General features: G+C 69.8%; 21 protein-coding genes and 1 pseudogene. 12 read left to right on the top strand and 10 right to left on the bottom strand.

Annotation, left to right across the window (positions count from 1 at the left end):
• Positions 1–2 precede the first annotated feature (2 nt).
• From ureC to BHS09_RS04375, 3 genes are read right to left on the bottom strand one after another with little or no spacing between them, the layout of a single operon-like run.
• Positions 3–1,718, bottom strand: coding sequence for an urease subunit alpha (ureC, locus tag BHS09_RS04365; RefSeq protein ID WP_140797243.1), 1,716 nt, complete (start codon positions 1,716–1,718; stop codon positions 3–5).
• Positions 1,715–2,485, bottom strand: a complete 771-nt coding sequence (gene ureA, locus BHS09_RS04370) for an urease subunit gamma (protein WP_140787532.1) — start codon at positions 2,483–2,485, stop codon at positions 1,715–1,717. The genes ureC and ureA overlap by 4 nt, the downstream gene beginning before the upstream one ends.
• Positions 2,486–2,531: 46 nt before the next feature.
• Positions 2,532–3,356, bottom strand: coding sequence for an urease accessory protein UreD (locus BHS09_RS04375; protein WP_140800607.1), 825 nt, complete (start codon positions 3,354–3,356; stop codon positions 2,532–2,534).
• Between the two features lie 177 nt (positions 3,357–3,533).
• On the opposite strand from BHS09_RS04375, the gene BHS09_RS04380 reads away from it, so the two are divergent.
• Together BHS09_RS04380 and BHS09_RS04385 are read left to right on the top strand one after the other, a co-directional pair.
• Positions 3,534–4,625 carry a saccharopine dehydrogenase NADP-binding domain-containing protein gene (locus BHS09_RS04380; RefSeq protein ID WP_140797244.1) on the top strand — a complete coding sequence of 364 codons (1,092 nt, stop codon included), beginning with the start codon at positions 3,534–3,536 and terminating at the stop codon, positions 4,623–4,625.
• Positions 4,625–5,287 (top strand): TetR/AcrR family transcriptional regulator, encoded by a 663-nt coding sequence (locus tag BHS09_RS04385; protein ID WP_140797245.1) that lies wholly within the window; start codon positions 4,625–4,627, stop codon positions 5,285–5,287. Before BHS09_RS04380 ends, BHS09_RS04385 begins: the two co-directional genes overlap by 1 nt.
• Here the strand turns inward: BHS09_RS04385 and BHS09_RS04390 are convergent.
• Positions 5,282–5,656, bottom strand: coding sequence for a PilZ domain-containing protein (locus BHS09_RS04390; protein WP_237078042.1), 375 nt, complete (start codon positions 5,654–5,656; stop codon positions 5,282–5,284). The genes BHS09_RS04385 and BHS09_RS04390 overlap by 6 nt on opposite strands.
• 393 nt (positions 5,657–6,049) lie before the next feature.
• On the opposite strand from BHS09_RS04390, the gene BHS09_RS04395 reads away from it, so the two are divergent.
• The gene (locus BHS09_RS04395) at positions 6,050–6,868 is read left to right on the top strand and encodes a hypothetical protein (RefSeq protein WP_140797247.1); all 819 of its coding nucleotides are present in this window, start codon (positions 6,050–6,052) and stop codon (positions 6,866–6,868) included.
• A gap of 66 nt (positions 6,869–6,934) precedes the next feature.
• Here the strand turns inward: BHS09_RS04395 and BHS09_RS04400 are convergent, their stop codons facing one another.
• Both BHS09_RS04400 and BHS09_RS04405 read right to left on the bottom strand, forming a co-directional pair.
• A complete protein-coding gene (locus BHS09_RS04400) occupies positions 6,935–7,777 on the bottom strand; it encodes a formyl transferase (protein ID WP_140797248.1) in 843 nt (280 codons plus the stop codon).
• A gap of 135 nt (positions 7,778–7,912) precedes the next feature.
• Positions 7,913–8,323 carry a hypothetical protein gene (locus BHS09_RS04405; RefSeq protein ID WP_140797249.1) on the bottom strand — a complete coding sequence of 137 codons (411 nt, stop codon included), beginning with the start codon at positions 8,321–8,323 and terminating at the stop codon, positions 7,913–7,915.
• A 217-nt stretch (positions 8,324–8,540) separates the two neighbouring features.
• Here BHS09_RS04405 and BHS09_RS40035 point away from each other — a divergent pair, with 217 nt between their 5' ends.
• Positions 8,541–10,985, top strand: coding sequence for a hypothetical protein (locus tag BHS09_RS40035; protein ID WP_140797250.1), 2,445 nt, complete (start codon positions 8,541–8,543; stop codon positions 10,983–10,985).
• Between the two features lie 22 nt (positions 10,986–11,007).
• Here BHS09_RS40035 and BHS09_RS04415 read toward each other — a convergent pair whose 3' ends face one another.
• Positions 11,008–11,994, bottom strand: a complete 987-nt coding sequence (locus BHS09_RS04415) for a zinc-dependent alcohol dehydrogenase family protein (protein WP_140797251.1) — start codon at positions 11,992–11,994, stop codon at positions 11,008–11,010.
• Between the two features lie 762 nt (positions 11,995–12,756).
• Here BHS09_RS04415 and BHS09_RS40100 point away from each other — a divergent pair.
• Both BHS09_RS40100 and BHS09_RS04425 read left to right on the top strand, forming a co-directional pair.
• A pseudogene (locus BHS09_RS40100) lies at positions 12,757–12,861 on the top strand (DUF5953 family protein); the annotation flags it as partial.
• A 68-nt stretch (positions 12,862–12,929) separates the two neighbouring features.
• Positions 12,930–13,190, top strand: coding sequence for a hypothetical protein (locus tag BHS09_RS04425; RefSeq protein ID WP_237080483.1), 261 nt, complete (start codon positions 12,930–12,932; stop codon positions 13,188–13,190).
• Positions 13,191–13,256: 66 nt separating this feature from the next.
• On the opposite strand, the gene BHS09_RS04430 is transcribed toward BHS09_RS04425, so the two are convergent.
• Positions 13,257–13,823 (bottom strand): imm11 family protein, encoded by a 567-nt coding sequence (locus BHS09_RS04430; RefSeq protein ID WP_140797252.1) that lies wholly within the window; start codon positions 13,821–13,823, stop codon positions 13,257–13,259.
• Between the two features lie 9 nt (positions 13,824–13,832).
• On the bottom strand, positions 13,833–15,185 hold the full coding sequence (locus BHS09_RS04435) for an AHH domain-containing protein (RefSeq protein ID WP_140787550.1): 1,353 nt from the start codon (positions 15,183–15,185) through the stop codon (positions 13,833–13,835).
• A gap of 267 nt (positions 15,186–15,452) precedes the next feature.
• Here BHS09_RS04435 and BHS09_RS04440 point away from each other — a divergent pair, with 267 nt between their 5' ends.
• A complete protein-coding gene (locus BHS09_RS04440) occupies positions 15,453–16,502 on the top strand; it encodes a lysylphosphatidylglycerol synthase domain-containing protein (protein WP_237078043.1) in 1,050 nt (349 codons plus the stop codon).
• Here BHS09_RS04440 and BHS09_RS04445 read toward each other — a convergent pair.
• Positions 16,438–18,651 carry a molybdopterin-dependent oxidoreductase gene (locus tag BHS09_RS04445; RefSeq protein ID WP_140797253.1) on the bottom strand — a complete coding sequence of 738 codons (2,214 nt, stop codon included), beginning with the start codon at positions 18,649–18,651 and terminating at the stop codon, positions 16,438–16,440. The genes BHS09_RS04440 and BHS09_RS04445 overlap by 65 nt on opposite strands.
• A gap of 161 nt (positions 18,652–18,812) precedes the next feature.
• Here BHS09_RS04445 and BHS09_RS04450 point away from each other — a divergent pair, with 161 nt between their 5' ends.
• The 5 genes from BHS09_RS04450 to BHS09_RS04470 all read left to right on the top strand — a co-directional run bounded on the left by BHS09_RS04450 (position 18,813) and on the right by BHS09_RS04470 (position 25,138).
• Positions 18,813–19,724, top strand: a complete 912-nt coding sequence (locus BHS09_RS04450; protein ID WP_140797254.1) for a hypothetical protein — start codon at positions 18,813–18,815, stop codon at positions 19,722–19,724.
• Between the two features lie 98 nt (positions 19,725–19,822).
• Positions 19,823–20,827 carry a 3-oxoacyl-ACP synthase III family protein gene (locus BHS09_RS04455; protein ID WP_140787556.1) on the top strand — a complete coding sequence of 335 codons (1,005 nt, stop codon included), beginning with the start codon at positions 19,823–19,825 and terminating at the stop codon, positions 20,825–20,827.
• A gap of 166 nt (positions 20,828–20,993) precedes the next feature.
• Positions 20,994–21,548, top strand: a complete 555-nt coding sequence (locus tag BHS09_RS04460) for a chalcone isomerase family protein (RefSeq protein WP_140787558.1) — start codon at positions 20,994–20,996, stop codon at positions 21,546–21,548.
• Positions 21,549–21,679: 131 nt separating this feature from the next.
• Complete coding sequence (locus BHS09_RS04465; protein WP_140797255.1) at positions 21,680–22,483, top strand: OmpA/MotB family protein; 804 nt, start codon at positions 21,680–21,682, stop codon at positions 22,481–22,483.
• A 39-nt stretch (positions 22,484–22,522) separates the two neighbouring features.
• On the top strand, positions 22,523–25,138 hold the full coding sequence (locus BHS09_RS04470) for a TonB-dependent receptor domain-containing protein (RefSeq protein WP_140797256.1): 2,616 nt from the start codon (positions 22,523–22,525) through the stop codon (positions 25,136–25,138).
• Position 25,139 lies beyond the last annotated feature (1 nt).

Consider the following 25,139-nt stretch of genomic DNA (forward strand, 5'->3'; position numbering starts at 1 on the left):
TCTCAGAACAGCGAGTAGAGCTGGGCCAGGGGCAGGCGCTTCGCGGGCTCACAGCGAAGCAGTTCGCCATCCGCGCGGACCTCGTAGGTCTCCGGGTCCACGGTGAGGGTGGGCATCGTGTCGTTGAGCTTCATGTCCTTCTTGCCCAGGTTGCGGCAGCCACTCACGGCGACAATCCGTTTGGTGAGCCCCAGGTCCTTCACCGTGCCCTCGGCGAAGGCGCGGCCGGAGATGAAGGCCACGCTGGTGGCGCCTGGCGCGCGGCCTCGAGCGCCGAACATCGGCCGCATCATGTAGGGCTGCGGCGTGGGGATGGAGGCGTTGGCGTCCCCCATCTGCGCCCAGGCGATGAATCCGCCCTTCACCACCAGCTCCGGTTTGATGCCGAAGAAGGCCGGGTTCCACAGCACCAGGTCCGCCAGCTTGCCCACCTCCACCGAGCCCACCTCGTGGGACATGCCGTGGGCGATGGCGGGGTTGATGGTGTACTTCGCCACGTAGCGGCGGATGCGGAGGTTGTCGTTGTCGCCTCGCTCCTCTGGCAACCGGCCGCGTTGCTCGCGCATCTTGTGCGCTGTCTGCCACGTCCGGCAGATGACCTCGCCCACGCGGCCCATGGCCTGGCTGTCGGAGGCCATGATGCTGATGGCGCCCATGTCGTGGAGGATGTCCTCCGCGGCGATGGTCTCTCCCCGGATGCGGCTCTCCGCGAAGGCCACGTCCTCGGGAATCTCCGGGTCCAGGTGGTGACACACCATGAGCATGTCCAGATGCTCATCCAGCGTGTTCACTGTGTACGGGCGCGTGGGGTTCGTCGAGCTGGGCAGCACGTTGGGCTCGCCGCACACGCGGATGATGTCCGGAGCGTGCCCGCCGCCCGCGCCCTCGGAGTGGTACGTGTGGATGGTGCGGCCCTTGAATGCGGCCAGCGAGTCATCCACGTAGCCGGACTCATTCAGCGTGTCCGTGTGGATGGTGACCTGGATGTCCTCGCCCTCGGCCAGGGTGAGGCAGGTGTCGATGGCGGCCGGCGTGGTGCCCCAGTCCTCGTGCAGCTTCAGGCCGATGGCGCCCGCGCGAATCTGCTCCACCAGTCCCTGTGGCAGGGACGTGTTGCCCTTGCCGGTGAGGCCGATGTTCAGCGGAATCGTGTCCGTGGCCTCCAGCATCCGCTGGAGGTTCCACGCGCCCGGCGTGCAGGTGGTGCCCTTGGTGCCCGTGGCCGGCCCGGTGCCGCCGCCCACCCAGGTGGTGACGCCGCTGGCCAGCGCTTCGTCCGCCTGCTGGGGGCAGATGAAATGGATGTGCGTGTCCAGCGCGCCCGCGGTGACGATGAGGCCTTCGCCCGCAATGGCTTCCGTGGTGACGCCCACCACCATGCCCGGTGTCACGCCCGCCATGACGTCCGGGTTGCCCGCCTTGCCGATGCCGGCGATGCGGCCGCCCTTGATGCCGATGTCCGCCTTGTAGATGCCCGTCCAGTCGAGGATGAGCGCGTTGGTGATGACGCAGTCGAGCGCGTCCGCGTCCCCCACGCCGGCCTGCTGGCCCATGCCCTCGCGCAGCACCTTGCCGCCGCCGAACTTGCACTCGTCGCCGTACACGGTGGCGTCACGCTCCACCTCCGCCCAGAGCCCCGTGTCCCCCAGCCGCACCCGGTCTCCCGTGGTGGGGCCGAACATGTCCGCGTAGTGGCGGCGGTCCATCTTCCGGCTCATCCGCGCTCCTCCTCGTGACCGAAGCCCTGCGTGCGCACCGCTTCCATCGCGCGCTCGCGGCCCTCCGGTGTCACCTTGCCGCTGCCCAGCGCGTTGCCGCCGCGCACCACCGCGTCACCAGCGATGGCGACCAGTTGGACCGTCTTGCGCTCACCCGGCTCGAAGCGCACCGCGGTTCCCGCGGGAATGTTCAGCCGGCGGCCGTAGGCCCGGGCTCGGTCGAACACCAGCGCGCGGTTCGTTTCGAAGAAGGGGTAGTGGCTGCCCACCTGGATGGGCCGGTCGCCCCGGTGGGTGACGCTGACGGTGACGGTGTCTCGCCCGTCGTTGAGGATGACGTCTCCCGGCTGCACGCGCACTTCACCGGGACGTCCTTCCTCCGTTCGCGCCGCCGCGCTGAAGCGCTCCAGCGGAGGAACAGGGAGGAAGCTGCCGTACAGGGCGAGCTCCAGGTTGCCGTGCTCGGCCACCACGGGGTGGTGCACCGTCACCAGCTTGGAGCCGTCCGGGAAGGTGCCCTCCACCTGCACCTCCGCCAGCATCTCCGGCACGCCGTCCATCACCTGCGCGCGTCCCAGGAGCTGACGCCCCAGGTCCATCAGCTCGGCCACGCCGCGGCCGTCGCGGATGAACTCCAGGAGCTGCGTGGCGATGAGCGCCACCGCTTCCGGGTAGTTCAGCCGCACCCCGCGCGCGAGGCGCTTCTGGGCGAGGAAGCCGGCCTGATGCAGCAGCAGCTTGTCGACATCGCGAGGGGAGAGGTGCACCCCACCAGCCTAGTGAGCCGCGTCAATGGCTTCCAAGGAGGCCCCGTCAGACGCGGCGAGCCCAGGGGTCATCGCCCAACAGCGCAGGGAGGAAGGACAGCCACGCGTGTGTGGTGTTCAACAGTGCCTCCACGGAGACGGCCGCGGCCCGGAGGAGCAGGCTGTCCTCGCCCAGGGGGCTGACCACGGGCACGAGCTCCGCGCGCGACGTCACCGGCAGCGCGGCGAGCTGGGCGGAGAGGGGCCCACGGGCCTCCGCGAGCTTGGGGCCCACCAGCAGGACGGTGGCCAGTGCGTTGAAGCGGCCCAGGCGCTCGGGCAGCGTGCCGTGCCGTGGGTCCAAGAGCCAGCGCTCGTCCACGAGCGCACGGCCGCCCACGGAGACGCGCAGGGTGGAGTCGTAGTGGGCGAATGCCCACCGTTCACCACTGGCGCTGCGGCCGGAGGTGATGACGTCCGCGAGCACCAGCGAGGCGCCGGGCGCGAGCCGCACGTCCAGCGTCTGCGCATACCGGGCACCGGCGAAGCACGCGGTGGGGTCCGGGACGAAGGCCAGCAGCGCGCCTTCCTCCACGCGGGCGACCATGTCGTTCCGGCACCCCCGGGGCGAGCGGTAGACGCGGTTGGCACCCTGGCTGGCCAGCAGCGCCGTGGCACCCGCGGCCACGTCCACCTCCAGGGAGACCTGGTCGCCGTCCACCAGGCCGCCTCCGAAGGAGCTGGTGTAGGCCCAGGCCGCGTGGCCGTGGTTCCGGGGCGTGAGCAGCCGCAGGGGGCTGTGCGCCAGCGCGGTGCGCACGATGGTGCGTGGACCGGCGCGTTCGAAGGCGAGCCGCGCGCGCCCGGCCCTCTGGGGTTCAGCCACCGCCATCTGCTCGGACGCCCTCACGGGGACAAGCCTGCGGCAGACAGGGCCGGAGCACAACGCCAGGTCCGTGGACACCCCCGGCCGCGCGGCCAGGACGATTGTCGTGAAAATATAGGTCGAGTGACCTAATAAAGACTTCGAGCAGCGTGGATGGCCCACGCCGGGCGGGTGGAGCGCGCAATGGTGGCTGAGGACAGTGTCGTTCTGGTGGGGGGCTACGGCGTGGTGGGGACGTGGCTCGCGCAGTTGCTGCGGGAGCGGCATCCGGACTTGCCGCTCATCATCGCGGGCCGTCGCCGCGAGCCCGCGGAGGCGTTGGCCCGTCGGTTGGGGAACGCGGAAGCCGCGGTGCTGGACGTGACGGCGCCCGACCCGCTGGCGTCCCTGTCCGGACGGCCCAGGGCCGTGGTGTCGCTGGTCAATGACCCGGACGATGCGGTGTTGCGCTCGGCGGTCCGGGAAGGCGTGGCGGTGCTCGACATCACCCGCTGGACGTCGCGTGTGAAGTCGGCGGTGCTGCGGCTGTCGGGGACGCCCCCACGGGCACCCGTCCTGCTCAGCTCCGCGTGGATGGCGGGACTGGTGCCCAGGCTCGTCGCGGGCGCGTCGGAGCGGGTAGGGGGCGTCGAGCGCGTCGACGTGGGCATCCGCTTCGCCCTGGCGGACCAGGCGGGTCCGGACTCGGTGGAGTACATGGACCGGCTGGGGATGGCCTTCGACATCACGGAGGGAGGGAAGGAGCGGCAGGTGTTGCCGCTGACGGACGGCCGGCGGGTGATGTTCCCGGATGGGCGGCCCACGCGTGTCTTCCGGCTCGACACGCCCGAGCAGGCCACGCTGCCGCTGGTGCTGGGCGCGCGCACGGTGTCGACGCGGTTGGGGTTCGATTCGGGCACCGTCACCTGGATGCTCGCGGCGCTCCAGCAGGTGGGGCTGCTCCGGCTGCTCCAGCATCCCCGCCTGACGTCCGTGCGGCGCGCGCTGATGGCCAGCAGCGGCACGGGCGGTGAGGCGGCGTGGGTAGCGGACGTGGAGGGCCCTCGCGGAGCGATGCGCATCGAGGTGGTGGACCCGAAGGGACAGGCCCACCTCACGGCCGTGGGCGCGCTGCTGGGGACGGAGCGGTTGCTGGGATGGGATGGCGCGCCGCCTCCCGCCCCGGGCGTGTGGTTCCCGGAGCACGACGCGCGTCCGGAGCAGGCCCTGGCGGCCCTGCGCGGGTGCGGCGTCCAGGTCCGGTTCGAGGAACAACCGCGCCGGGAGGCGGCCTGATGCCACGCGCCACGCGGGGGAAGCTGCCGTCGTCGAAGCCTCGCGAGGGGACCGCCGTCCACGCCAAGGGGACCGAGCGCGTGGCGTCCATCCTCGATGCGGCCACCGACACACTGGTGGAGGAGGGCCATTCGGGGCTCACGCTGCGCCGGGTGGCTCAGCGGGCGGGGCTCAGCGTGGGCAACCTCCAGTACTACTTCCCCGCGAAGCAGGACGTGGTGCGGGCGCTGCTCGCGCGCTACCTGGAAGCCGCCAGCCAACGGGTGCGTGCGCGGGTGGAGGAAGGCGGCCGTGCGCCGGTGGAGCGGCTTCGGCGCGCGGTGGAGGCCCTGCTGGAGGACCAGGAGTCACCGCGCCATTGCCAGCTCTTCGCGGAGCTGTGGGCGCTCGCCGCACGGGATGAGATGGTCGCGGACGCGCTCGCCGTCTTCTACGCGGGCTTCCGGGCGGGCGTCGTGGAGCTGCTGCGTGAACTGGCTCCCGAACTCAGTCCGTCTCGCTTGGAGCGCCGCGCGGCCCTGGTGGTCGCCTTCCTGGAGGGGCTGTCACTCTTCAGGGGGGGCGGTGCGCTCCGGAGGGCCTCGGTGCCGGGGTTGGAGCAGGAGCTGCGCGCCGTGCTGGAGGAAGCCCTGAAGGGCGTCCCCGCCGCCGGGCGGCTATGAGCCGGCCGGGCCACCCTCGTCATCCGCGACGAGCACCGACTTGAGCTTGTCCATGGCCAGCGGCGGTACGTCCGTGAAGGCCAGGCCGACTTCAAAGCGCGCCACCGCGTCCTTGGGGAGCTTGCGCGTCCAGGCCACACGCGCTTTGCACTCCAACGAAGTGCCGTCACGCAGGAACAGGTCCAGCTCCAGCTCGGAGTCCTGGGTGTACTGCTCGTCGGAGTAGATGCGGATGCCCCCCAGGCTGGCGTCCAGCACCTGCTGCTTGTCCACGCGCCTCAGTCGCGCGGGCCGGGCATAGAGCGGCGCCTCGAGCCGAGGAAAGCGACGACGATCCGTGGGGGATTCATTCACGCTGGCGCTGTTCATGTTCCAGCCTTCTCCGGGGGGAAGTCCGGCCGGGCTCCCGGGCGACTGCGACGAAGCATAGGGGATATGGCGGGTTGGTACGAAATCCCGGAACCCAGCCAGCCCGCAGCGCACACACCCGACAGGTGTCTCGTTGGACCCGTGCCCCGGGCCTCATGAAGCCCGCTTGAAAGGCGCTCCTTGGCTGTCTGGGGTGTAACAGGGCTCGCCACAGGAGCTGGGTTTCTGTGACGCCGCGCGCTACGTCATGTGCTCGTGAGCGGGGGGGCCGGTGAGCCCGCACCGAGCGACGGCGCCGTCCGCCACGCGCTGGCGCGCTGGGTGCAAACGCGGCTTCCGGGTCTTCACCGGAGACCCGGCAGTCGTCATCCCCCAACGAGAGGTTTTTCATCCATGAGCATCAAGCTGACGGGCCGCCTGATGGCGGCAGCACTCCTGAGTCTGACGGCCGCGGGTTGCCAGGGCGAGGAGTCGAAGCCTGCCGAGGCTGACGCGCTTTCGGCCCAGGAAGCGCCCGTGAAGCAGCAGTGCGTTGAGACCTTCGCCGGCATCACGAACTGCGCCACGGGCAACGCGAAGCTCGCGCGCACGGAGAAGGGCCTCAACGTCACCGGCCTGGAGAAGGCCGCCAACGACGGCGTCTCCAGCAACTTCGCCGCCGCGACGCAGTGGGAGCAGAAGGCCGTCTTCCAGGACCTCGCCAAGGCCGGACAGGGCTTCGCCCTGGCGGCGCGTGATGGCGACCAGGTGGTCAGCACCATCCAGGTCGGCATTGGCCGTGAGCCGGGCCAGGTGACGTTCCAGCCGCAGTTCACCGGCACGCCGGGCGGTTCGGCCTACAGCGTGTACGTGTACAACGACGGTCAGTTCCAGGGCCGGTACATCAACCGCGGCCTCTGGTTCCCGATGGACGCGTCCTGGTACGACATCCACATCCGCTTCACGCCCATCCACATCGGCTTCCGCAACCACATGACCTTCGGATTCAATGACCCCATCCCCACGGGCGCCTGCGTGTGGGCCTTCCGCAGCGCGACGCCGGGAGCCTTCACGTTCAACTTCGACGGCCGCGAGGTCAGCGGCGACCACGTCGAGTTCGTCGAGGAGCTGGGCGATGGCCACTACCCGTACACCAGCTTCTCGGCCATCGACCTGACGGCCGCCGCGAGCGCGCTGACCATCCACAGCGAGTCCATCATCCGCGGCAAGTAGTCCGCGGTCCGAAGCATCCACGCCGGGCGGGAGCCTCTCCCGTCCGGCGTGTCGTTTCTGGAAGGGCTACGCCGCCAGCACGTCCTCGAAGGCGAGGATGCGGCGGAAGTCCGAAGCCCGCCAGAAGGTGTTTCCCTGGGCATGGAAGCGGCGCAGCTCCTCCCGTGCCGGCCAGGAGCGGTAGGGATAGCGCGCCCGGCTCACGTCGATGGGGCGCGCGTCCGGCGTCTCTCCGCGCTCCAACGTCTCCATGTGCCGCTTGAGCAGGGCGATGCCCGCGACGGTCGCCTTCGCCGTCAGCGCCAGGTGGGAATCGGTGGCCGTGCGGGTGAGCGCGCTCTGGGCCAGCACGTCGCCCGCGTCGATGCGCGCGGTGGTGCGGTGGAGTGTCGTGCCAATCTCAGACACGCCGTTCAGCATGGCCTGGAAGACGGAGTCCACGCCGCGGAACTCTGGCAGCAGCGATGGATGGATGTTCAAACAGCCATGGCGCGGCAGACTGAGCAGCGGCTCCCGGATGATTTGATCGCACATGCTGGTGAGGAACAACTCCGCCCCGTGCCGCTCGAGCTCGCTCACCGTGGCCGCTCCGGAGAAGTCATCACTGATGACCAGCGGAATGCCATACGCCTGGGAGAGCGCCTGGAAGCTCATCAACCCCGAGGCGGGAATGCTGAAGGGCAGCGAGCCACTCAGCCCGGCGAGCACGTTGTAGCCGGTGAAGCGCGGGCCAAACTGCTTCAGGAAGACGGGCAGCACCTGGGCCGGGGTGTAGCGCTTCTTCTGGAAGCGCAGGCCCCCCGCGGACAGGAGGATGCACGCGGGCGTCAGCGCTGCTCGCCGCACCAGGGTGTTGGCGAAGTACAGGGACATGACGGAGGGAATGCAGCCGTAGGCGAAGCGGAGCATGGTCAGGCAACTTCCTTCGGAGCGCTCAACCCATGGCGTGTGCCGGGAGCGTCTGGCGCGAAGAAAGGAGGAGCGGGCGCGTCGGGCGCGCCCGCTCCCCGGGCTTCCACGCGTCAGTCGGGCCGCGGGATGGGTTTACGGGTCTTCGGCCGGTACGGTGCACGTCCACTGGCCGTTGTGCATGCACTGGCAGTTGCCGGTGGGCATGTCTTCGATGCAGCACTTCCGCCTGGATCCGCTGGGGGCGCATGCGAGACCGAGGACGTTCACGCACGCCTCTCGTGACAGGCTGCAGTCGAGCGGCGGCGGGGGCGTGGTGGGGCAGTACTGGTAGTTGCCGTCACACTGGACGTAGTTGTTGTCGGACGCGGAGCAGGTCGTGCCCCAACACGAGAGCGACGGGCCCGTCGCACACTCCGTCGAACAGGAGACGAGGGCGCTCGACTCCTGCCCCAGTTCCTCCCGCGGCTCCACGGCTTCAACGCCACCACAGGCCACCAGGGTGGATACGGCGAGCGCTGCCAGGACAGCAAAGGTCTGCTTCATGGGGTGGTTCTCCTTGGGTGAGGGCTACTGGTTGCAACAGACGGAGTGAGCGCCGCTCAGGGCCGCGCGGAGGTTGAGAGGAATTGAAACATTTTGCGTTATAGTCGCGCCATGGCATTGCGAATGACTCGCGGATGCCGTGTGGCTTTGCCGTATAATTGCGTCGCGACGGTTGAGGGGTGGGGCGGAGTGGCCCCAGTCGGTGTAGAGAAGACGCATGCATCCCCCGCTGGAGAATGGTGCCCGCCGAGGGGCCCAGGTCCGCTGTCCGGCCTGCACGCGCTTCAACGCGCCGGGCCTCCTGTGCCCTCGGTGCGACTGCGGCCCGGTTCCTCCGGAGCGGTACGGCGCCGCGCGGATGCTCGTGCACGCGGGGGTGGACCGGTATGCGCTGGCGGACCGGGTGTTGCTCCTCCCCACTTCGATGGCGGAGCAGTTGGAGTCGCGCTACGCGAGGATGTGGGCCCATGTGCGGCGCTTGCTCGTCGACGTGCGGCGCTCCGAACAGGCGTTGTTTCTTCAGGGCTTCGAGGAGGAGGTCGAGGACCGGTGGGTCCAGCGGCTCCCCTGGCACGTGCCCGAGGAGGAGCCCGCCGCCGAGTTGGAGGAGGGGCTGCACACCGCCGTTCCCGCGCAGGAGCCGCGGTGGCTCGCCGCGTTGGTGGACGTCCACGAAGGGACGCCTTCGCACGCGGCGCTCGACACGGTGCTGACGTGTCTGGAGGATGACGGCCGCTTCGGCTGCGAGGCGGCGCTGGCGCTCACCCGGTGGCGGGTGTGGCCACACGCGCGCAGGGCCCGGGTGGCCGCCGAGCGCATCGCGCGGCTCGCTCGCGCCGTCTTCGCCCGGTTTCCGGAGCAGGGGGCGCGCGCCGCCGTGGCGTGGATGCGGGCCACCGGGCAGGCGCCGGACGTGGACCTGCTGCTCGCGCTGCGTGAGGGACTGCGCCATCCGGACGCGGACGTGCGCTTCGAATGCGCGCTCTGCTTACAGGACGAGGACGGCCTCCTCGCGGCCGTGGAGTCCACGGACCTGGCGCGGGCCGCGGAGGCGCGTCGGGCGTTGGCGTCGCGGGGCTCCGTGCGACTGCTGGAGCGGATGGCGTCGCGGGGAGACGCGGACTTCGCGCTCGACGTGTTGCGGCGGTTGCCCGCGCAAGCGCCTCCGGAGGCGTTGAGTGCGTTGCTCGCCGTGTCGGACCGGGTGGAGGGCGGACTGGCGGAGGCGCTGCATGGCTGGGCCCGTGGCCGGCCCTTCGCGGAGCTGTCGCCGGAGGAGCGTGCGTTGTGGGCGGACTGGGCGCTCGCGCGGCTGGCGCGGCTCTCCGCGGAGGATGCCCTTCGCTTCCTCGAATGGGCTGCCGCCGCGCCGGGCGCGGACGGCGTGGAGGAGACGCGCGCCTTCGTCTCCGCGGTGTCTGAGTCCCTGGCGCGAGAGCCGCCATCGCTTCGCGCCACCCGCTTCCGGGATGCGGCCTTCTCCCGCTTCCTCACGCTCACCGACGAGGAGGATGCGCTCCGGTTGCACCTGTGGAGTCGGGAGGCGCCGTGCACGGAGCCGTTGCTGGAGGCTGTGCTGTCGCTGCCCTCGCGGCTGCCGTGGGGTGATGCGCTCGCTCCCGGCCAGGGCGCGCGTTTGTTGATGGCGCTCTGGAAGGGGGAGGGCCGCGAACGCCTGCTGGCGCCGCTGGCGAAGGTGGTGCGCGCGTGGAGTGGCAGCAGTCAGCAGGCCGTGTTCATCGAGGCCGTATGGCGGCGTTTCCAGCAGCACCCGGACGAGCGTACGGACCTGCTGGCCACCTTCATGCCGTGGAGGGCGGCACTCTGGGAACGGCAGCAGGCGGCGGAGCCCGACGCGGTGGTGTGCTTCCAGACGTGGTGGCCGGTGGAGGACCCGGAGCAGCTGCCGGAGCGCGTGGATGCGCTGGTCCGTCAGTCGCCCCCGGAGGACCTGTCGCGCCGCCTCGAACCGGTGTGGAAGGCGGCGGAGGTCCGGGGGGCTGCGTGGCCTCGTGCCACCTCGCTCGCGGTGTCATACGCGGCGGCGGTGTTGTCGGAAGCCGTGAGGCAGGACGTCGACGCGCTCGACCCGGAAGCGGAGGGCTTCCTGTCCTGGTTCCCCGGCTTCCGGGAGCGTGTCGCCGCCGTGTCACCCACGTCGAGCGAGCGGAGCTACTCCCGCGACTTCCTGGAGGACATCGAGGCCCATGTCCGGCGGATTCGGGAGCACCTCGAGCGGAAGCGGCAGCGGGAGGACCAGGCGCGCGAGGCGGAGCTCCGGCGCATGGTCGAGGCGTCCCGCCAGCGGGACCTGGAGCGCCAGCGGGAGTTGATGGCGCGCCAGGTGGAGGCGTCACCGCCCGCGCATGACGTGGAGGTCGCGCCGCTGCGCACGCCGCTGGTGCTGCTGAATCCGCGCGGGCCGGTGCAGCCGCTCGACCTGGAGGTGTGCTTTCCGGAGGCCCGGCTGCGCACGCTGCTGGACTACACGCGGTTGTTGAAGGTCATAAGCGCGAACAACGACGTGATGGCGGTGTTCGAGGTGCACGGCCTGTCGGTGGCCGCCTGGACATCGGAGGCCACCGCCTGGGGCGCGCTGCTGGTGCGGCGCCCGGAGCTGGCCTCGCGCTTCGGGGCGTTGTTCCAGGGGCCTTGGGGCTGACGGAGCGGCGGCGCTCAGCGCCTCAGAGTGGGCCGTTGGGCGTGAGGAGCACCTTGCCGGCGCGCCCACCTTCCATGGCGCGCGTCAGGGCCTCCTGGATGGACTCCAGGGGGAAGGTTCCCTCCACCGGGACGTGCAGTGCGCCTCCCGCCACCTGCTTCGCGAGCCGGGCGAAGAGGGCGCCCTGCTCCTCGCGCGGCGTCTTCTTCATCCACGTCACCAGCCAGAAGCCGCGCAGGGTGATGTCCTTGAAGATGGTGGCGGCGGCCGACAACCGAGGGCCCTTGCCGCTCATCACGCCGTAGTTCACCACCACGCCGCCGCGCGCGAGCGCGTCACCCAGGCGCCGGGTGGACTCACCGCCGACGGCGTCGATGGCCAGCCGGACCTTGGCGCCGCCCGTCACCTCGCGCACGCGCTCCGGCAGTTCATCCGAGTCCAGCAGCACGGCGTCCGCGCCCAGCGCGGTGAGCTCCGGCGCCAGTTCCTCGCGCCGCACCACGTTCAGCGTCTTGAAGCCAGCCTGCTTCGCCAGGGTGATGATGGAGCGGCCCACCGCCGAGTTGGCGGCATTCTGTATCACCCACTCGCCGGGCTGCGGCGCGACGAAGTCCCGCAGCAGCAGGTCCGCGGTGGGAGGATTGATGAACAGCATGGCGGCCTGCCGCAGGTCGGTTCCCGGCGGCACCCGCAGGAGCGAGTCCGCGGGAGCGACCAAGTGGGTGCACCAGGTGCCCGCGCCCAGCGGGAGGAACACGACGTCACCCACCTTCACGGCGCTGGAGTCCTGGACCTCGACGACGCGGCCGACGCCTTCGTTGCCGGGCACCGCGGGGAGCTTCGGGAGCTGTCCGTACTGGCCGCTGAGCGTGAGGATGTCGGAGGGATTGATGGGCGTGGCCAGCACTTCAATCCGGGCCTCGCCCGGCTTCAGCGCCACGTCCGGCTGCTCCACGACTTCCACCACCTTCAGTGGCTGTCCGAAGGCTGAGAACCGCACTGCTTTCATGGGACGCTCCATGCTTCGTCTGGGAGTGTGGGTCGCACCCTAGCGGCCTTCGAGGGGCGCGCCGAGCATCCAAGCAGTCGCCGTGCCCCACCGCCTTGCCTTCCGGGGGTGGGGCACCTGTCCACCGCTGGACGCGGCCCCTGCGTGGGCGGGGACAGGCGAACAGACGGGGCTCGCCAGTCGCGTCCACGCTGCCCACTTTCCGCGTTTCGGAAGTCAGCTGAACGTGGTGTTGGTCGATAGTCTTCTGTGTTGAGCAGTCGGGCGCTGCGGTGCCGGTTCATCTTCGCCACGCCCGCAGCAGGCGCAGCGGTTCCGTGACGCGACAGCATTCACTGCTCACGCAAGTTGCAGACTGTGGCCGTCAGAGCCCCCGGGCGCCACCATCCTCGGGGAGTCGCTCACCCGTCGCTTACGCCTGCTATCATCCACATGTGTCCCGCTGCTTCGCGGCTTGGATGCGAGGCCGTGTTCATGCGGTTTCTCGCGTGCATCGCACTCCTGACTTTCCTCGCGGCCTGTGCCACGTCGCCTCCGCCTCGGGGCGCACACGGAGGCCGGGGCCAGAGCGCACGCAAGCGCACAAAGACGCGCTGCTGCGAGAAGACCAGACCCTGAATATCGTCGTCACAGGGTGCAAACGATGACTCCGCGAAAAAGACTCGGCATCGTCGTCTACGCGCCTGCGCTTGTGGGCAAGGACCGTCGCACAATCGATAGCGTCCATGGAATGGAAAAGGCGCTCCCCGGCTTGAACCTGGAGTGCGGCTCTCCAATGGCGGACGTCCCATTGCATTGCCGCAGCGTGACGCGTGGCTCATGGAAAGGATTGAGGACGGGGGATTCCCCATTGTGTGCAACGGGGACGAGAATTTCCCGGTGACGGTCAATGGAGGGGAAGCGCCGGACTCTTCAGCCCAGGCGGTCAGTCCCAGTTGCTTCCGCAGGGGCTGGGCCTGGTGCTGCGCAGGCTCCTCCATCCCCGGCCGGACGCCCGTTACCAGACGGCGCGGGAGCTGGCGACGGACCTCCGCCGCAGGCTTGGAGAGGGCGATGCCTACGGCCAGGAGGAAGCGGCGGAGCTGCACGACATGGCGAAGCGGGCCCACGAAGTGATGCTTGAGCTGTGCATGCGGCGCCCCCGTGGCCTCCAGGCGTCTCAGGAGGCGGTCAGCACGAACGAGCCATCTGGGTGACATCAGGACCCCAACACCCCTGCATCCAGGTGCTTCAGAGAGCAGGGGTGGGGGCGGTCGCACGAGCTACACCGGCGTGAACTTCACACCGGTGGCCTTCACACGCTCCAGTGCCTGTTTGATGTCCTCGGAGACGATGAGGGCGATGTCCCAGCCCTCCGTGCGGAATACCTTGGTGTTCCCCACCTTCCTGGGGTCGATGCGCATGTCGTCGACGGCGTAGTACTGGCCTACCTTCTTGGGCAGCCCGTCTTCCGGCCTCCAGCGCTGTACCTTGGACGCTGCGTCGTCAATGCAGCGGATGAGCTTCGTGGCCACCAGGATGAGGTACTGGTCCGGGTACCCCTGGATGTGGACGGGGATGAGTTGCACGTCGTTGGGGGCTAGCTCCGTGAAGAGCTCCGCCACCCTGACGTGGACCACAGGCGTCACGCCCACGCCCGCCGTGGAGAAGTCCAGCGCCTTGCCTGGCTCGTCGATGGGGATTTTTAGCGGGCCTGCGACCTGGATGGACCGCCCCGCCCTGAAGAGCCAGGGGTCTTCCACTTCCTGGCCTCGTTCGTCCTCGGGATCCCCCAGGTACCAGTTCCCGGCTTGAACGTTCTCAGCAAGGTCGAAGAATCGGGTCGGCATGGTGCGGTTCTATCGCTGCTTGCGTTCGGTCAGGAGCTTGTTGATGTCCGTCCCTTGCGTCACAGCTTCCTTGGCCAGTCTTTGAAGCGCCTTCGTCAGAATCGTGCGGCACTCCTCCACCGAACGGCAGTGCGCGGTTGCACTGTCAAGCCGTCTGAAGACCAGTTCGTGGTACCTCTGAGGATGGGGCCCCTTGTGACCCGCGACCGGCACGATGTTCTCAGGGTCCTCCAGCTTCATCCCGGCTTTCTTGAAGACTCTTTTGAACCGAGGCGTCCAGGGCCCGCCGCGCGCGGTGGAGACGCTGTTCTTGTTCGTCGCGAGGTGATGGTCCTCGGTGCGGCCGCCGCTCATGCCCCGGGCCGCCATGGCGACCGCGTTGGGCGCCAGTGCGACGGTGAAGCCCTCGGCCGTCATCGCCACCGACTGCACACCTCCAATGGCCACATACTGGTAGCCCGCTTGCGTCTCCACCGCGAGCGCGGCCTGCGCCGAGCCCGGCAGCCTCGAAGCCTTCGCCGCCAGGCCCGCCGTATTGCCGATGGCCGCCGTGGCCAGCATGACGAAGACGCGCGCCGCGTTCTCCCCGAGGACTTCGCCGTACGCCTCGCCCGCTTCGTTGAGCTGCGCGAAGGTGGTGGCCCGGTCCACCGTGCGCACCAGCGCCATCCACCCGTCCAGAATGCGCCACACGGTGTCCACGCCCAGATAGGCAATGGCCGTAGTCGTCAGCAGGGCTGCCAGGCCCTTGCTCACCGGCTCGGGCAGCGACCAGAGGAGCAGGTACATGCTGACCGAGGCACTCACCGTCGCCAGCAGCGCCTGCGGGTTGGCCATGTCCTCCAGCGCCTCGGCCGTCTCTTCCCACACCGAGTCCATGGCGATGGCCATGGCCAGCGAGTACTTGCCGTCGCTGGCCAGCAGCGGGCCTTCGGCCAGCAGGCGCAGGCAGTCGCCGGGCTGCGACTTGCGTTCGCACCAGCGGCCATAGGCGCGCGTCAGCTCATCATCCGCGTAGGACTCAAGGAGGCGCGGGCCGTCCGGGTCCTGCTCTTCCTGGAGAATGAGCCGGGGGCCGCGAGGCTGGTAGAGGTACACGCCGCTTCGCTCGGGGACGCCGAATCGCTGGCGGGCCTCGCGCAGGGGATTGGAGAAGGGCCGCACGTCCCGGGCGAGTTCCACCATGGCCTCCTCGAATTCATCGTCGTCCAGCTCAACGGGCCCGGTGTCATCCTCCGTGAACGGCGTGTGGACCCTGGAAGGCCCATCCCCTGTGTCCAGACGTATGCGCCGAGTTGTCGAGCAGCCCGTGACGGCGACGGCAAGCGCCAGCGACAGCCAGATGACCGCATGCGCTCTCATCCTCGTCCTCCGGTTCCGGGCGCACTCCTGCGAGGCCAGGTCCAGAACTACCAGAAGAGCCTGACGAGACGAGCTGAAGCGCTTCGAGGTGCGCGCCGAGCGCGCAATCGGCCGATGTGCTCCACCGCCGCGTCCGCCCAGGGCGCACGCCTGTCCACCGCTGGACGCGGGCTCCGCGTGGGCGGGGACAGGCGAACAGACGGGGCTCGCCAGTCGCGTCCACGCTGCCCACTTTCCGCTGCGGGCAACGGGACGGCGAGGAGGTCGATGGTGAGCAACGCGCACGGGGAGTTGTCCCTGGCCCCGCCAGCAGGCGCTGTGGGAGCAGCGGCGCCGCAGCGGGTCCTGAAGCGGTGGATGGTGGTGGGGCTTCGACCCGTCTTCGCGCTGGCGGGTGTGGGCACACTGGCGTTGCTGGTTCACAAGGCAGGGCCCCGCGAACTGGGCGCCGTGTTGTCCGGCGCGGCGCCCTGGCTGCCGTGGGTGGTGCTGCTGGAGCTGGGGCGGCAGTGCATGGACGGGCTGGCCACGCGGCGTGCCTATGGCCCGGGAGCGGGGCGCGTGCCCTGGCGTATTCTGGCCCGCGCGCAGCTCATCGGTACCGCGGTGTCCAGCATGGCCCCCGCGGGCCGCGCCGCGGCGGAGGCCACCAAGGCGGCCCTGCTGAGTCCCTACATGGGCGGGGGAACCGCCACCGCGGCGGCGGCGACCTCGCAGGCGGCGTCCCTGGCGGCGGGAGGCTTCATCTCGTTCCCCTGCGCGCTGGCGTCCTACCTGCTGACGGGCATGTCCCTCTTCACGATGCTCATGCTGGCGCATGGCGTGTTGCTGGTGCTGCTGTCGGTGGGCGTGCGCGCGTGCATGCGCGCGAAGCGGCCCGGTACGTGGCTGGTGTGCCGCTTCAGCCGCTGGGCGCTCCATGCGGAGCAGTTCAAGGCCTCGGCGCGGTGTGGCCCGTTGCTGCCGTGGTCGCCCATGCTGGCGTTCCTGTGCAGCCGGCTGTTCCAGGTGGCGCAGTACGGCGTGCTGACCTACGCGGTGGGCATCGACACCTCACTGGTGCAGGCGTTCTTCGCCCAGGGCCTCTACCTGTGCGCGCTGGCGGTGGGCTCGCTGGTGCCGGGGCAGGTGGGCGTGAGTGACGGCGCCTTCGCGCTGGCGGCGGGCGTGCTGGACACCACGGCCGCGCGCGCCATGTCGGTGGCGCTGCTGGGGCACCTGGTGCAGTTGCTGTTCGTGCTGGTGGGGGCGCTCATCCCGCTGGTGTGGCGGATTCGGGCGCCGCTGCCCGTAGCACCCGCACCGGCGTGCCGCTGAAGGCGGCGTTGCCGCAGAGCGCGTCCACGGACTGCGCGTCCGTGAGGTCGTTGTGGCTGGCGCCCGCGTGGGCGGTGGCCACGGCGAGCCGGGTGCCCTCGCGGCCATGGCCGTAACCGTGCGGCAGGCTCACCACGCCGGGCATCACCTCGTCCGTCACGTGGATGGGCACCGTCACCGTGCCCACGCGCGAGGTGACGGTGGCCTCCATGCCGTCGGCGAGCGCCCGCCGGGCCGCGTCCTCCGGATGCATCATCAACGTGCAGCGCGGCTTGCCCTTCAGCAGGCCCGGTACGTTGTGCATCCAGGAGTTGTTGTCGCGCAGGTGCCGCCGGCCGATGAGCAGCAGCTCGCCACTGTTCTGCTCGGGGACGGTGTCCTGGGGAAAGGCTGCTTGCAGGCGTCGCACGTCCGCCACCAGCAGCTCCGGCGCCAGGTGGATGCGGCGGTCCTTCGTCTGGAGCCGCCGGGGCAGGCAGGACTGGAGCGGCCCCAGGTCGATGCCGTGGGGCGACTGGCGCAGCGTCGCCAGGCTGAGGCCGTGCTTCGCCGGGTGGAAGCGCGCGCCATAGGGCCCCAGCCGCAGGCCCAGGTCCAGCACCCGCTCCGGACCCAGACGGGACAGGGCCTGGTACTTGAGTGTGGCGCGCACGGAGGGGCGGCCCTTGCGCAGCGTCATCAGCCGGTGCTGGAGGGCGAGCAGAATCTGCCAGTCCTGGCGGCTGCCCGGGCCGGGCTCGAAGAGGGCGGGCGAGTACTTCGCGGTGTTGCGCACCGCCAGCGCGTGGAAGGCGATGTCGTAGTGGCTGCGCTCCAGCGGTGACACCGGCGGGAGGATGAGGTGCGCGTGGCGCGTCGTCTCGTTGAGGTACGGGTCGATGCTCACCATGAAGTCCAGGCCCGCGAGCGCCTGTTCCATCCGAGCGCCATCGGGCGTGGACAGCGCGGGGTTTCCCGCGACGGTGACCAGCGCGCGGACGCGGCCCGGGCCCGGCGTGAGCATCTCCTCCGCCATCGCCGCCGCGGGCAATTCCCCCGCGAACTCGGGGAGCCCGCGCACGCGGCTCTTCCATCGGCCGAAGCCGCCGCGGCCCACGGCCAGGGCCCGGGGACCTCCGACGACGTCGAATGCGGGCAGGGTGAACATGGCGCCGCCGCGCCGGTCCAGGTTGCCGCTCACCACGTTGAGCACGGTGATGAGCCATTGGCAGAGCGCGCCGAAGGCCTGGGTGGACAACCCCATGCGGCCGTAACACACGGCGGCTCGCGCGGAGAGGAAGTCCCGGGCGATGCGGCGCAGGGTGTGCGCGGGCACGCCCGTGTGCGGGGCGACTTTCTCCGGAGGAAAGTCCCGGGCCAGCGCGCACACTGTCTCCAGGCCGTCGGTGAAGGCATCCAGCGGCCCCAGGCGTGGCGCGTGCTCCACCACCGCCACGTGCAGCAGGGCGAGCAGCGCGAGCGCATCGGTGCCCGGCCGGATGAAGACGTGCGTGTCGGCGATGGCCGCCGTCTCCGTGCGGCGCGGGTCCATGACCACGATGCGGCCGCCGCGCTGCTGGATGGCACGCAGGCGGGCGCGCACGTCGGGCGCCGTCATCAGGCTGCCATTGGACGCCAGGGGATTGGCGCCCAGCACGAGCATGTAGCCGGTGTGGTCGATGTCGGGAATCGGCACCATCAACTGGTGGCCGAACATGAGGTAGGCGGTGAACTGGTGCGGCAGCTGGTCCACGGACGTCGCGGAGAAGCGGTTGCGCGAGCGCAGCGTGCGCACCAGCTCCGGGCCGAACAGCATGTTGCCCAGGTTGTGGACGTTGGGGTTGCCCAGGTACGAGCCCACCGCGTCGCGGCCGTGCTCCCGCTGGATGGCATGCAGGCGGCGCGCGGTCTCATCCAGCGCGTCGTCCCAGGAGACGGGCTCCCAGCCGCTGGCGGTGCGGCGCATGGGGCCTCGCAGCCGGTCCGGGTCCTGGTGCAGGTCCTCCAGCGCCAGGGCCTTGGGACAGATGTGGCCCCGGCTGAAGGGGTCCTCCGCGTCACCCCGGATGGAGGTGATGCGTCCGGCGTCCAGTTCGATGCGCAGGCCGCACATGGCCTCGCAGAGGTTGCAGGTGCGGAAGTGGACCTGGGGACCCGGGGCGGCGCTCATTCGCGGAACTGTAGCGCGCGGCGGAAGGCCGTCCGCCCGGCGTCGCGGGTCGCGCTTCCATCCGTCTGGGTTCAGACGATGGGCTTCCTGGCGGACTGCACGATTTCAGCGGCACACGTGCGAGGGGCCCGTGAAAGGATGGCGTCCCAGGAGGGCAGCACATGCACCGCGTGTATCCGTTCGTCGTCTCCCTGGGGCTCTCGCTCGCGCCGCTCGCCGCCAATGCCGCGGCGCCGGCCGCGCCCGCGGCCGAGGTGAAGGCGCCGACCATCCAGTTCAAGCAGGTGAATGCCCGCGTAGGGGACCAGGAGGAATTGGACAACGCCGTGGACATGCGGCTGGCGCTCGACCTGCGCGCTTCGGACATGGACAAGCCGATGTCGGTGGCGATGTCGGTGACCTCGTCCAGCCGCCACACGGTGACGGTGCTGGCCGCGAAGGGGACTGTCGTCTCCAAGGTGAAGATGGCGTTCGGCGACGTGGGCGAGGTGGCCGAAGAGCAGGGAAAGGTCCAGCGCAAGGCGAGCCCCATCAGCGGGAAGACGTACCTGGCGGAGTGGAAGAAGGCGCGCGTGGTCATCACGGATGCGAAGGGCAAGCCGGTGCCGAAGGAAGAGGAGGCCGAGGTGACGAAGCACCTGCCGGAGCTCGGCAAGCCCGACCGGCTGGAGTCCGCCTTCCCGAAGAAGCCGCTGGCGGTGGGCGCCACCCTGGACGGCTTCTCCGATGCGCTCGCGAAGCAAATCGTGGACGAGCAGGGCGATGACACCCGCGTCACGCAGACGCGCGCGCGGTTGGTCGAAGTGCGTCAGGACCCGCGCGGCGCCGTGGGCATCTTCGACGTGGCGATGACGGTGTCACGCCAGGAAATCAATGCGCCCTTCCTGATGACCATTCCGCTGCAAGGGCAGATGTCCGTCCTCGCGGAGGGCATCCAGTTGCTGGAGCTCACCTTGTCCGGGCCGGTGAAGGTGGAGCTGACCGACGACGCCGTCGAGCAGGGCTTCGAGGCGCGCGGAGAGGGCGCGATGCGGCTGCGGCTCACGGGCCGGAAGACTGACGCCGCGCGTTAGGCGGATGGCCCGGCAGGCCGCCCGCTGTGCGCGAAGGCGCGGAGGCGTGACAGACGGCTGACAGAGTTTTGGGAGGCTGCGCGGTTAGAGGGTTCTGAATGTATCTGCACGCGCTCGGCCACTTCCATCCTCCCAACCTTCTGACCAACGCCTTCTTCGAGGAGCTGGGGCTGGAGACCAGCGATGCGTGGATTGTGGAGCGCGTGGGCATCCGCACGCGGCACACGGTGCTGCCGCTGGACTACCTGCGGGAGACGCGCAACCGCGACGTGCGCGCGGCGCAGGAGGCGGCGCTCTTCAGCAACGCGGAGACAGGACGCCGCGCGGCGCTGATGGCGCTGGAGCGCGCGGGGCTGAAGCCGTCCGACATCGGGCTGGTGGTGGCGGGCGGATGCAGTCCAGACGAATGTATTCCCGCCGAGTCCAACAGGGTAGCGCAGCTGCTGAACATCCATGCGCCGGCGGTGGACCTGCAGAGCGCTTGCTCGTCCTTCTGCATGCAGCTGCACTTCCTGGCGGGCATGCGGCCGGAGCGGCTGCCGGACTACGTGCTGGTGGTCAACATGGACAACTCCACGCGCGTGGTGGACTACACGGACCGCTCCAGTGCGGTGCTGTGGGGAGACGGCGCGTCCGCGGCCATCCTGTCGCCGCGCGTGCCGGGGCGCTGGCACCTCACGGAGACGCTGCTGGCCGGAGACCCCTCGGGCGCGGACAAGGTGCGCGTGCCGCGCATGGGGCACTTCACCCAGAACGGCGGCGAGGTGCAGAAGTTCGCCATCCGCCGCGCGGGGGAGACGTTCCAGGCCCTGCGCACGCGCTTCATGGACCGCCACCCGGACAAGGGCGCGGGGGCCGTCACCTTCATCGGCCACCAGGCCAACCTGCGCATGTTGGAGGCCGTGCAGCGGCGGTGTGAGGTGCCGGACGCGCGGCACTTCTTCAACGTGCACACCCGGGGGAACACCGGCGCCGCGGGCGCGCCCGGCGTCCTGAGCGAGCACTGGGACGACCCCGCCTTGGGAGACGCGGTGGTGCTGAGCGTCGTGGGCAGCGGCCTGACGTGGGCCGGGGCCTTGCTGGAGCGGACCCCAGCGCCGTGAGCCGTCCGGCGGGCCCCCGCGGTTGAGTGCCCGACGTTGATCCACCAGGACCTGTTGCCGTCCACTGCCGTACAGCGTTGCCCTTCCGGGCGTTGGCGGTGCTCGGGAGCGTGTGCAGCGTATGTCCTGTCGGATTCAGTGGGGTCTGGGGTCGGGGGTCGGGCGCATGCGTACTCAAGCGTGGGGTGGAAATCTTCGGTGTCTCGTGGCGGGCATGCTGCTCGTCGCGGGCGCTGCGCAGGCGGGACAGAAGCAGGTCGGCGGCGTGCACATGCCGGTGTCGCTGAACCTCAAGGGGCGCACCGTCGAACTCGCCCACATGGAGCTGCACAAGCAACTCTTCTTCAAGGTCTACGTCTGGAGCCTCTACATGGAGGACCGGCCACGTTCCACGCACGAGGCCATCCACTCCAACTCCGTGAAGCGGCTCCACTTCCGCTTCCTGCGAAACATCTCCCGGGACCAGCTGGTGGGCAGCTTTCGGGACGGGTTGGAGCACAGCCCCGCCCTGCGTCAGGGGCCGCTGGCGAACCACCTGCGCATCATGCTCGCGTCGCTGAAGGACGTGCAGAAGGGCGAGGACCTCGTCATCACCTACACCCCGGGCGTCGGGCTCGAAATCGGAGGAGACGCCTCCGGTGGCGTCTTCATCCCCGGCAAGCACTTCGCGGACGCACTCTTCTCCGTCTGGCTCGACTCTCATCCTATTTTTCCGCGCTGACTGACACGCCTGGCTGTCCGTCAGTCATTCATTCATTTCAGCTCAAAATATGTGCGAGGTTCTTCCTGACCCGGAGCACCACCAGCGATAGGCTGGCGCTTCATTCACAGGTGTCAGGAGGACACGTACATATGCGGAAACCGTTGGTTCTGGCTGCACTCGTCGCGCTCTCCACCACGGGCTGCGTTTCGCAGGGGAAGTTCGACGCCAAGGCGCTCGAGGCGGAGAACTTCGCCAAGGGCCTCAACGACGAGAAGGGTGCTCGCGAGGCCGCCGAAGCCAAGGTGAAGGCGCTGGAGGAGAAGATCGCCGAACTGGAGCAGGAGCGGGAGGCGCTGAACACCCGCCTGGGCACCGCTGAGTCCCGCCTCACCGCGGGCGCCGCGGAGCGCCGCGCGCTGGAGGAGAAGAACTCGCAGCTGGCCGCCCTCAACGACGAGCTGGCGCGCAACACGAAGAAGCTGGCCCAGGCGAAGGAGGAGCTGGAGAAGCGCAGCTCCGAGTACGAGAACCTGGCCCAGAGCCTCAAGCAGGAGATTTCCGACGGCAAGATTGAGCTGTCCGAGCTCAAGGGCAAGATGACCGTCCAGCTCAAGGACAAGATTCTCTTCGCCTCTGGCTCCGCCCGGGTCGGCAAGGAAGGCGAGGAGGCGCTGAAGAAGATCGCCGACGCGCTCAAGGCGGTGCAGGGGAAGATCATCCGCGTGGAAGGCCACACGGACGACGTCCCGACCGGCGGCGGTCAGTTCCCGTCCAACTGGGAGCTGAGCCTGGCGCGCGCCATGGCGGTGGTCCGTTCACTCCAGAACGCTGGCGTGGACCCGACGTTCCTCTCCGCCGCGGGCTATGGGCAGTACCAGCCCATCGCGGCCAACGATTCGGCGGAGAATCGCAGTCTGAACCGCCGCATCGAAATCGTGCTCGCGCCGAAGTAGGCGCCGCACTAGGAGGGGCGCGGGAGTCCCGCGCCCCTCATGAAAATCCTTCTCGCCGTCCTCTGCCTCCTCGCCGCCACTGGCGCCGCCGCTCAGCAGGACGCGGGCGTCACGGATGCCGACGCCGGCGCGCCCCAGGGCGTGCTGACGAAGCCCCCCGCGCTGATGCGCCAGGTGGAGGCAATCTATCCGCCGGAAGCCGCTGCCCAGCAGCTCGAGGGCACGGTGGTGATGTGGGTCGACATCTCGGAGACGGGCGCCGTCTCCAACGTCGAGGTGTCCCAGCCCGCCGGCCACGGCTTCGACGAGGCCGCCGTGGAGGCGGTCCGCCAGTTCCAGTTCGAGCCCGCCGAGGTGGACGATGTCCCCGCGCCGGTGCGCATCGAATACGCCTACCAGTTCGTCTTCCGTCCACCGCCGCCGCCGGAGGGTGAGGACGCCGCCGCCGTGGAGCCCGAGGCTCCAGTGAACTTCAGCGGCCGGGCGCTGGAGCGGGGCACGCGGGACGCGCTCCTGGGCGCGGAGGTGGTGCTGCCCGCGCTGGAGCGCTCCACCGTCACCGACGAGGAAGGCCGCTTCTCCTTCCGCGGCATCCCGCTGGGCACGCACGAGGTGCTGGTGGTGCAGAGCGGCTACGAGCGCTTCCGCACCGAGGAGACCTTCGTGGAAGGCCAGGAGACGCGCGCCACGTACTACGTGCGCAAGCGCATCTTCGGCGCGTTCGAGACGGTGGTGCGCAGCGAGCGCGAGCGCAAGGAGGTGACGCAGACCACGCTCCAACTGGCCGAGGTGCAGCGCGTCCCCGGCACCCAGGGCGACACGCTGAAGGTGGTGCAGAACCTGCCCGGCGTGGCGCGCCCCGCCTTCAACGGTGGCCAGCTCGTCATCCGCGGCACGGGCCCCCAGGAGTCCGGCGTCTTCCTCGACGGGCAGCGGATTCCGCTGCTCTACCACTTCGGCGGCCTCACCTCCGTCTACAACTCGGAGCTGCTGGAGGCGGTGGACTACCTGCCCGGCAACTTCTCCGCGTACTACGGAGACATCACCGGCGGCGTCATCAACGTGCGCAGCCGCGAGCCGCGCACGGATCGGCTCCATGCCACCGTGGGCGTCAGCCTCATCGAATCCAACGCGGTGGTGGAGGGGCCCATCACCGACACGCTGAGCTTCGCGGTGGCGGGACGGCGTTCGTACATCGACCTGGTGCTGGGCCTGGTGCCACAGGGCGACAACGGCCCCAGCCTCCAGGTGGCGCCGCGTTACTACGACGCGCAGCTCAAGCTGGTGTGGAAGCCGAAGTCGCGCCACACCTTCACGCTGCAGGGCCTCACCTCCAGAGACAGGCTGGGGCTCGTCTTCGACCGGCCGGCGGATGACGACCCCACCGTCACCGGTGGGCTGAACGTCACCACCGGCTTCAACCAGCTGCGCCTGCGGCACCAGTACCGCGCGGACGCGCTCACCCTGGACACGCACGGCCTGGTGGGCAACACGCTGGTCCAGTTCGGCATCGGCGACCGCGGCCTGCGCATCGCCTCCACGGACCTGAACCTGCGCTCCACCGTGGAGTACGCCTTCGCCGAGGAACTCACGCTGGCGGGCGGCATCGACGTGGTGAGCAACTTCGCCCGAGTCACCGCGCGCATCCAGGGCCTCTCCCGCGAGGGGGAGCCGCCCACGCCCACCGTCACCGATGACGTGCTCACCGCGGACGGCGACTTCCTCCAGTACTTCCCCTCCACCTGGGTGGAGGCGCGCTGGCGCCCCGTGCCGCGCCTGCTGCTGGTGCCGGGCCTGCGCGCGGAGAGCTACGTCTTCACCGACCAGACCCAGGCCCGCCGCACCTTCAACCCGCGTCTGGCGGTCCGCTACGGCCTGACGGACACGCTGACGCTCAAGGGCGGCGCGGGCGTCTACCACGGGCCTCCCGTGCAGGACGAGCCGAGCGTGGCCTTCGGCAACCCGGACCTGCGCGCGAAGCGGTCGCTCCAGTACAGCGTGGGCGCGGAGTGGCAGGCGCGGCCGGAGTGGTTCGTGGGCGGCGAGGTCTTCTACAATGACCTGGACGGGCTCATCGTCCGCTCCAACGCCACGGTGGTGCGCAACGGCCAGCGGGTGCCCGAGCGACTGAGCAACGGCGGCGTGGGACGCATCTACGGCCTGGAGGTGCTGGTGCGCCGCGCGCTGACGGACCGGCTCTTCGGCTGGGTCTCCTACACGCTCAGCCGCAGCGAGCGCCGGGACGCGCCGGGCGTGGGCTGGCGCCTCTTCGACAATGACCAGACGCACGTGCTGACAGCGATTGCGTCCTACAAGCTGCCGGCGGGCTGGGAGGTGGGCGCGCGCATGCGCTTCGCTTCGGGCAATCCCACGACGCCGGTGGTGGGTTCGGTGCGCGACGACGGGTCGGACGTCTTCATCCCGCTCTACGCGGCGGTGAACTCGCGCCGGCTGCCGTCCTTCAACCAGCTGGACATCCGCGTGGACAAGAACTTCGCCTTCGAGAAGTGGGCGCTCAACGTCTACCTGGACCTCACGAACGCCTACAACAACCCGGCGGTGGAAGGCATCGCCTACAACTACAACTACACCCAAAGCGCTTTCTTCGAAGGACTGCCCATCCTTCCCATCATCGGCGCCCGGGGGAGCTTCTGAG

The organism is Myxococcus xanthus, from assembly GCF_006402735.1.
GTDB lineage: Bacteria > Myxococcota > Myxococcia > Myxococcales > Myxococcaceae > Myxococcus > Myxococcus xanthus_A.

Bases quoted from the DNA above. Each gene is read 5' to 3' on its own strand.
- BHS09_RS04395 (WP_140797247.1), top strand. From the start codon at position 6,050: ATGAGCATCAAGCTGACGGGCCGCCTGATGGCGGCAGCACTCCTGAGT.
- BHS09_RS04445 (WP_140797253.1), bottom strand. From the start codon at position 18,651: ATGAGCGCCGCCCCGGGTCCCCAGGTCCACTTCCGCACCTGCAACCTC.
- BHS09_RS04470 (WP_140797256.1), top strand. From the start codon at position 22,523: ATGAAAATCCTTCTCGCCGTCCTCTGCCTCCTCGCCGCCACTGGCGCC.
- ureC (WP_140797243.1), bottom strand. From the start codon at position 1,718: ATGAGCCGGAAGATGGACCGCCGCCACTACGCGGACATGTTCGGCCCC.
- BHS09_RS04465 (WP_140797255.1), top strand. From the start codon at position 21,680: ATGCGGAAACCGTTGGTTCTGGCTGCACTCGTCGCGCTCTCCACCACG.
- BHS09_RS04415 (WP_140797251.1), bottom strand. From the start codon at position 11,994: ATGAAAGCAGTGCGGTTCTCAGCCTTCGGACAGCCACTGAAGGTGGTG.
- BHS09_RS40035 (WP_140797250.1), top strand. From the start codon at position 8,541: ATGCATCCCCCGCTGGAGAATGGTGCCCGCCGAGGGGCCCAGGTCCGC.
- BHS09_RS04405 (WP_140797249.1), bottom strand. From the start codon at position 8,323: ATGAAGCAGACCTTTGCTGTCCTGGCAGCGCTCGCCGTATCCACCCTG.
- BHS09_RS04400 (WP_140797248.1), bottom strand. From the start codon at position 7,777: ATGCTCCGCTTCGCCTACGGCTGCATTCCCTCCGTCATGTCCCTGTAC.
- BHS09_RS04440 (WP_237078043.1), top strand. From the start codon at position 15,453: ATGGTGAGCAACGCGCACGGGGAGTTGTCCCTGGCCCCGCCAGCAGGC.
- BHS09_RS04430 (WP_140797252.1), bottom strand. From the start codon at position 13,823: ATGCCGACCCGATTCTTCGACCTTGCTGAGAACGTTCAAGCCGGGAAC.
- BHS09_RS04455 (WP_140787556.1), top strand. From the start codon at position 19,823: ATGTATCTGCACGCGCTCGGCCACTTCCATCCTCCCAACCTTCTGACC.
- BHS09_RS04460 (WP_140787558.1), top strand. From the start codon at position 20,994: ATGCGTACTCAAGCGTGGGGTGGAAATCTTCGGTGTCTCGTGGCGGGC.
- BHS09_RS04390 (WP_237078042.1), bottom strand. From the start codon at position 5,656: ATGAACAGCGCCAGCGTGAATGAATCCCCCACGGATCGTCGTCGCTTT.
- BHS09_RS04450 (WP_140797254.1), top strand. From the start codon at position 18,813: ATGCACCGCGTGTATCCGTTCGTCGTCTCCCTGGGGCTCTCGCTCGCG.
- BHS09_RS04435 (WP_140787550.1), bottom strand. From the start codon at position 15,185: ATGAGAGCGCATGCGGTCATCTGGCTGTCGCTGGCGCTTGCCGTCGCC.
- BHS09_RS04380 (WP_140797244.1), top strand. From the start codon at position 3,534: ATGGTGGCTGAGGACAGTGTCGTTCTGGTGGGGGGCTACGGCGTGGTG.
- BHS09_RS04385 (WP_140797245.1), top strand. From the start codon at position 4,625: ATGCCACGCGCCACGCGGGGGAAGCTGCCGTCGTCGAAGCCTCGCGAG.
- BHS09_RS04375 (WP_140800607.1), bottom strand. From the start codon at position 3,356: ATGGCGGTGGCTGAACCCCAGAGGGCCGGGCGCGCGCGGCTCGCCTTC.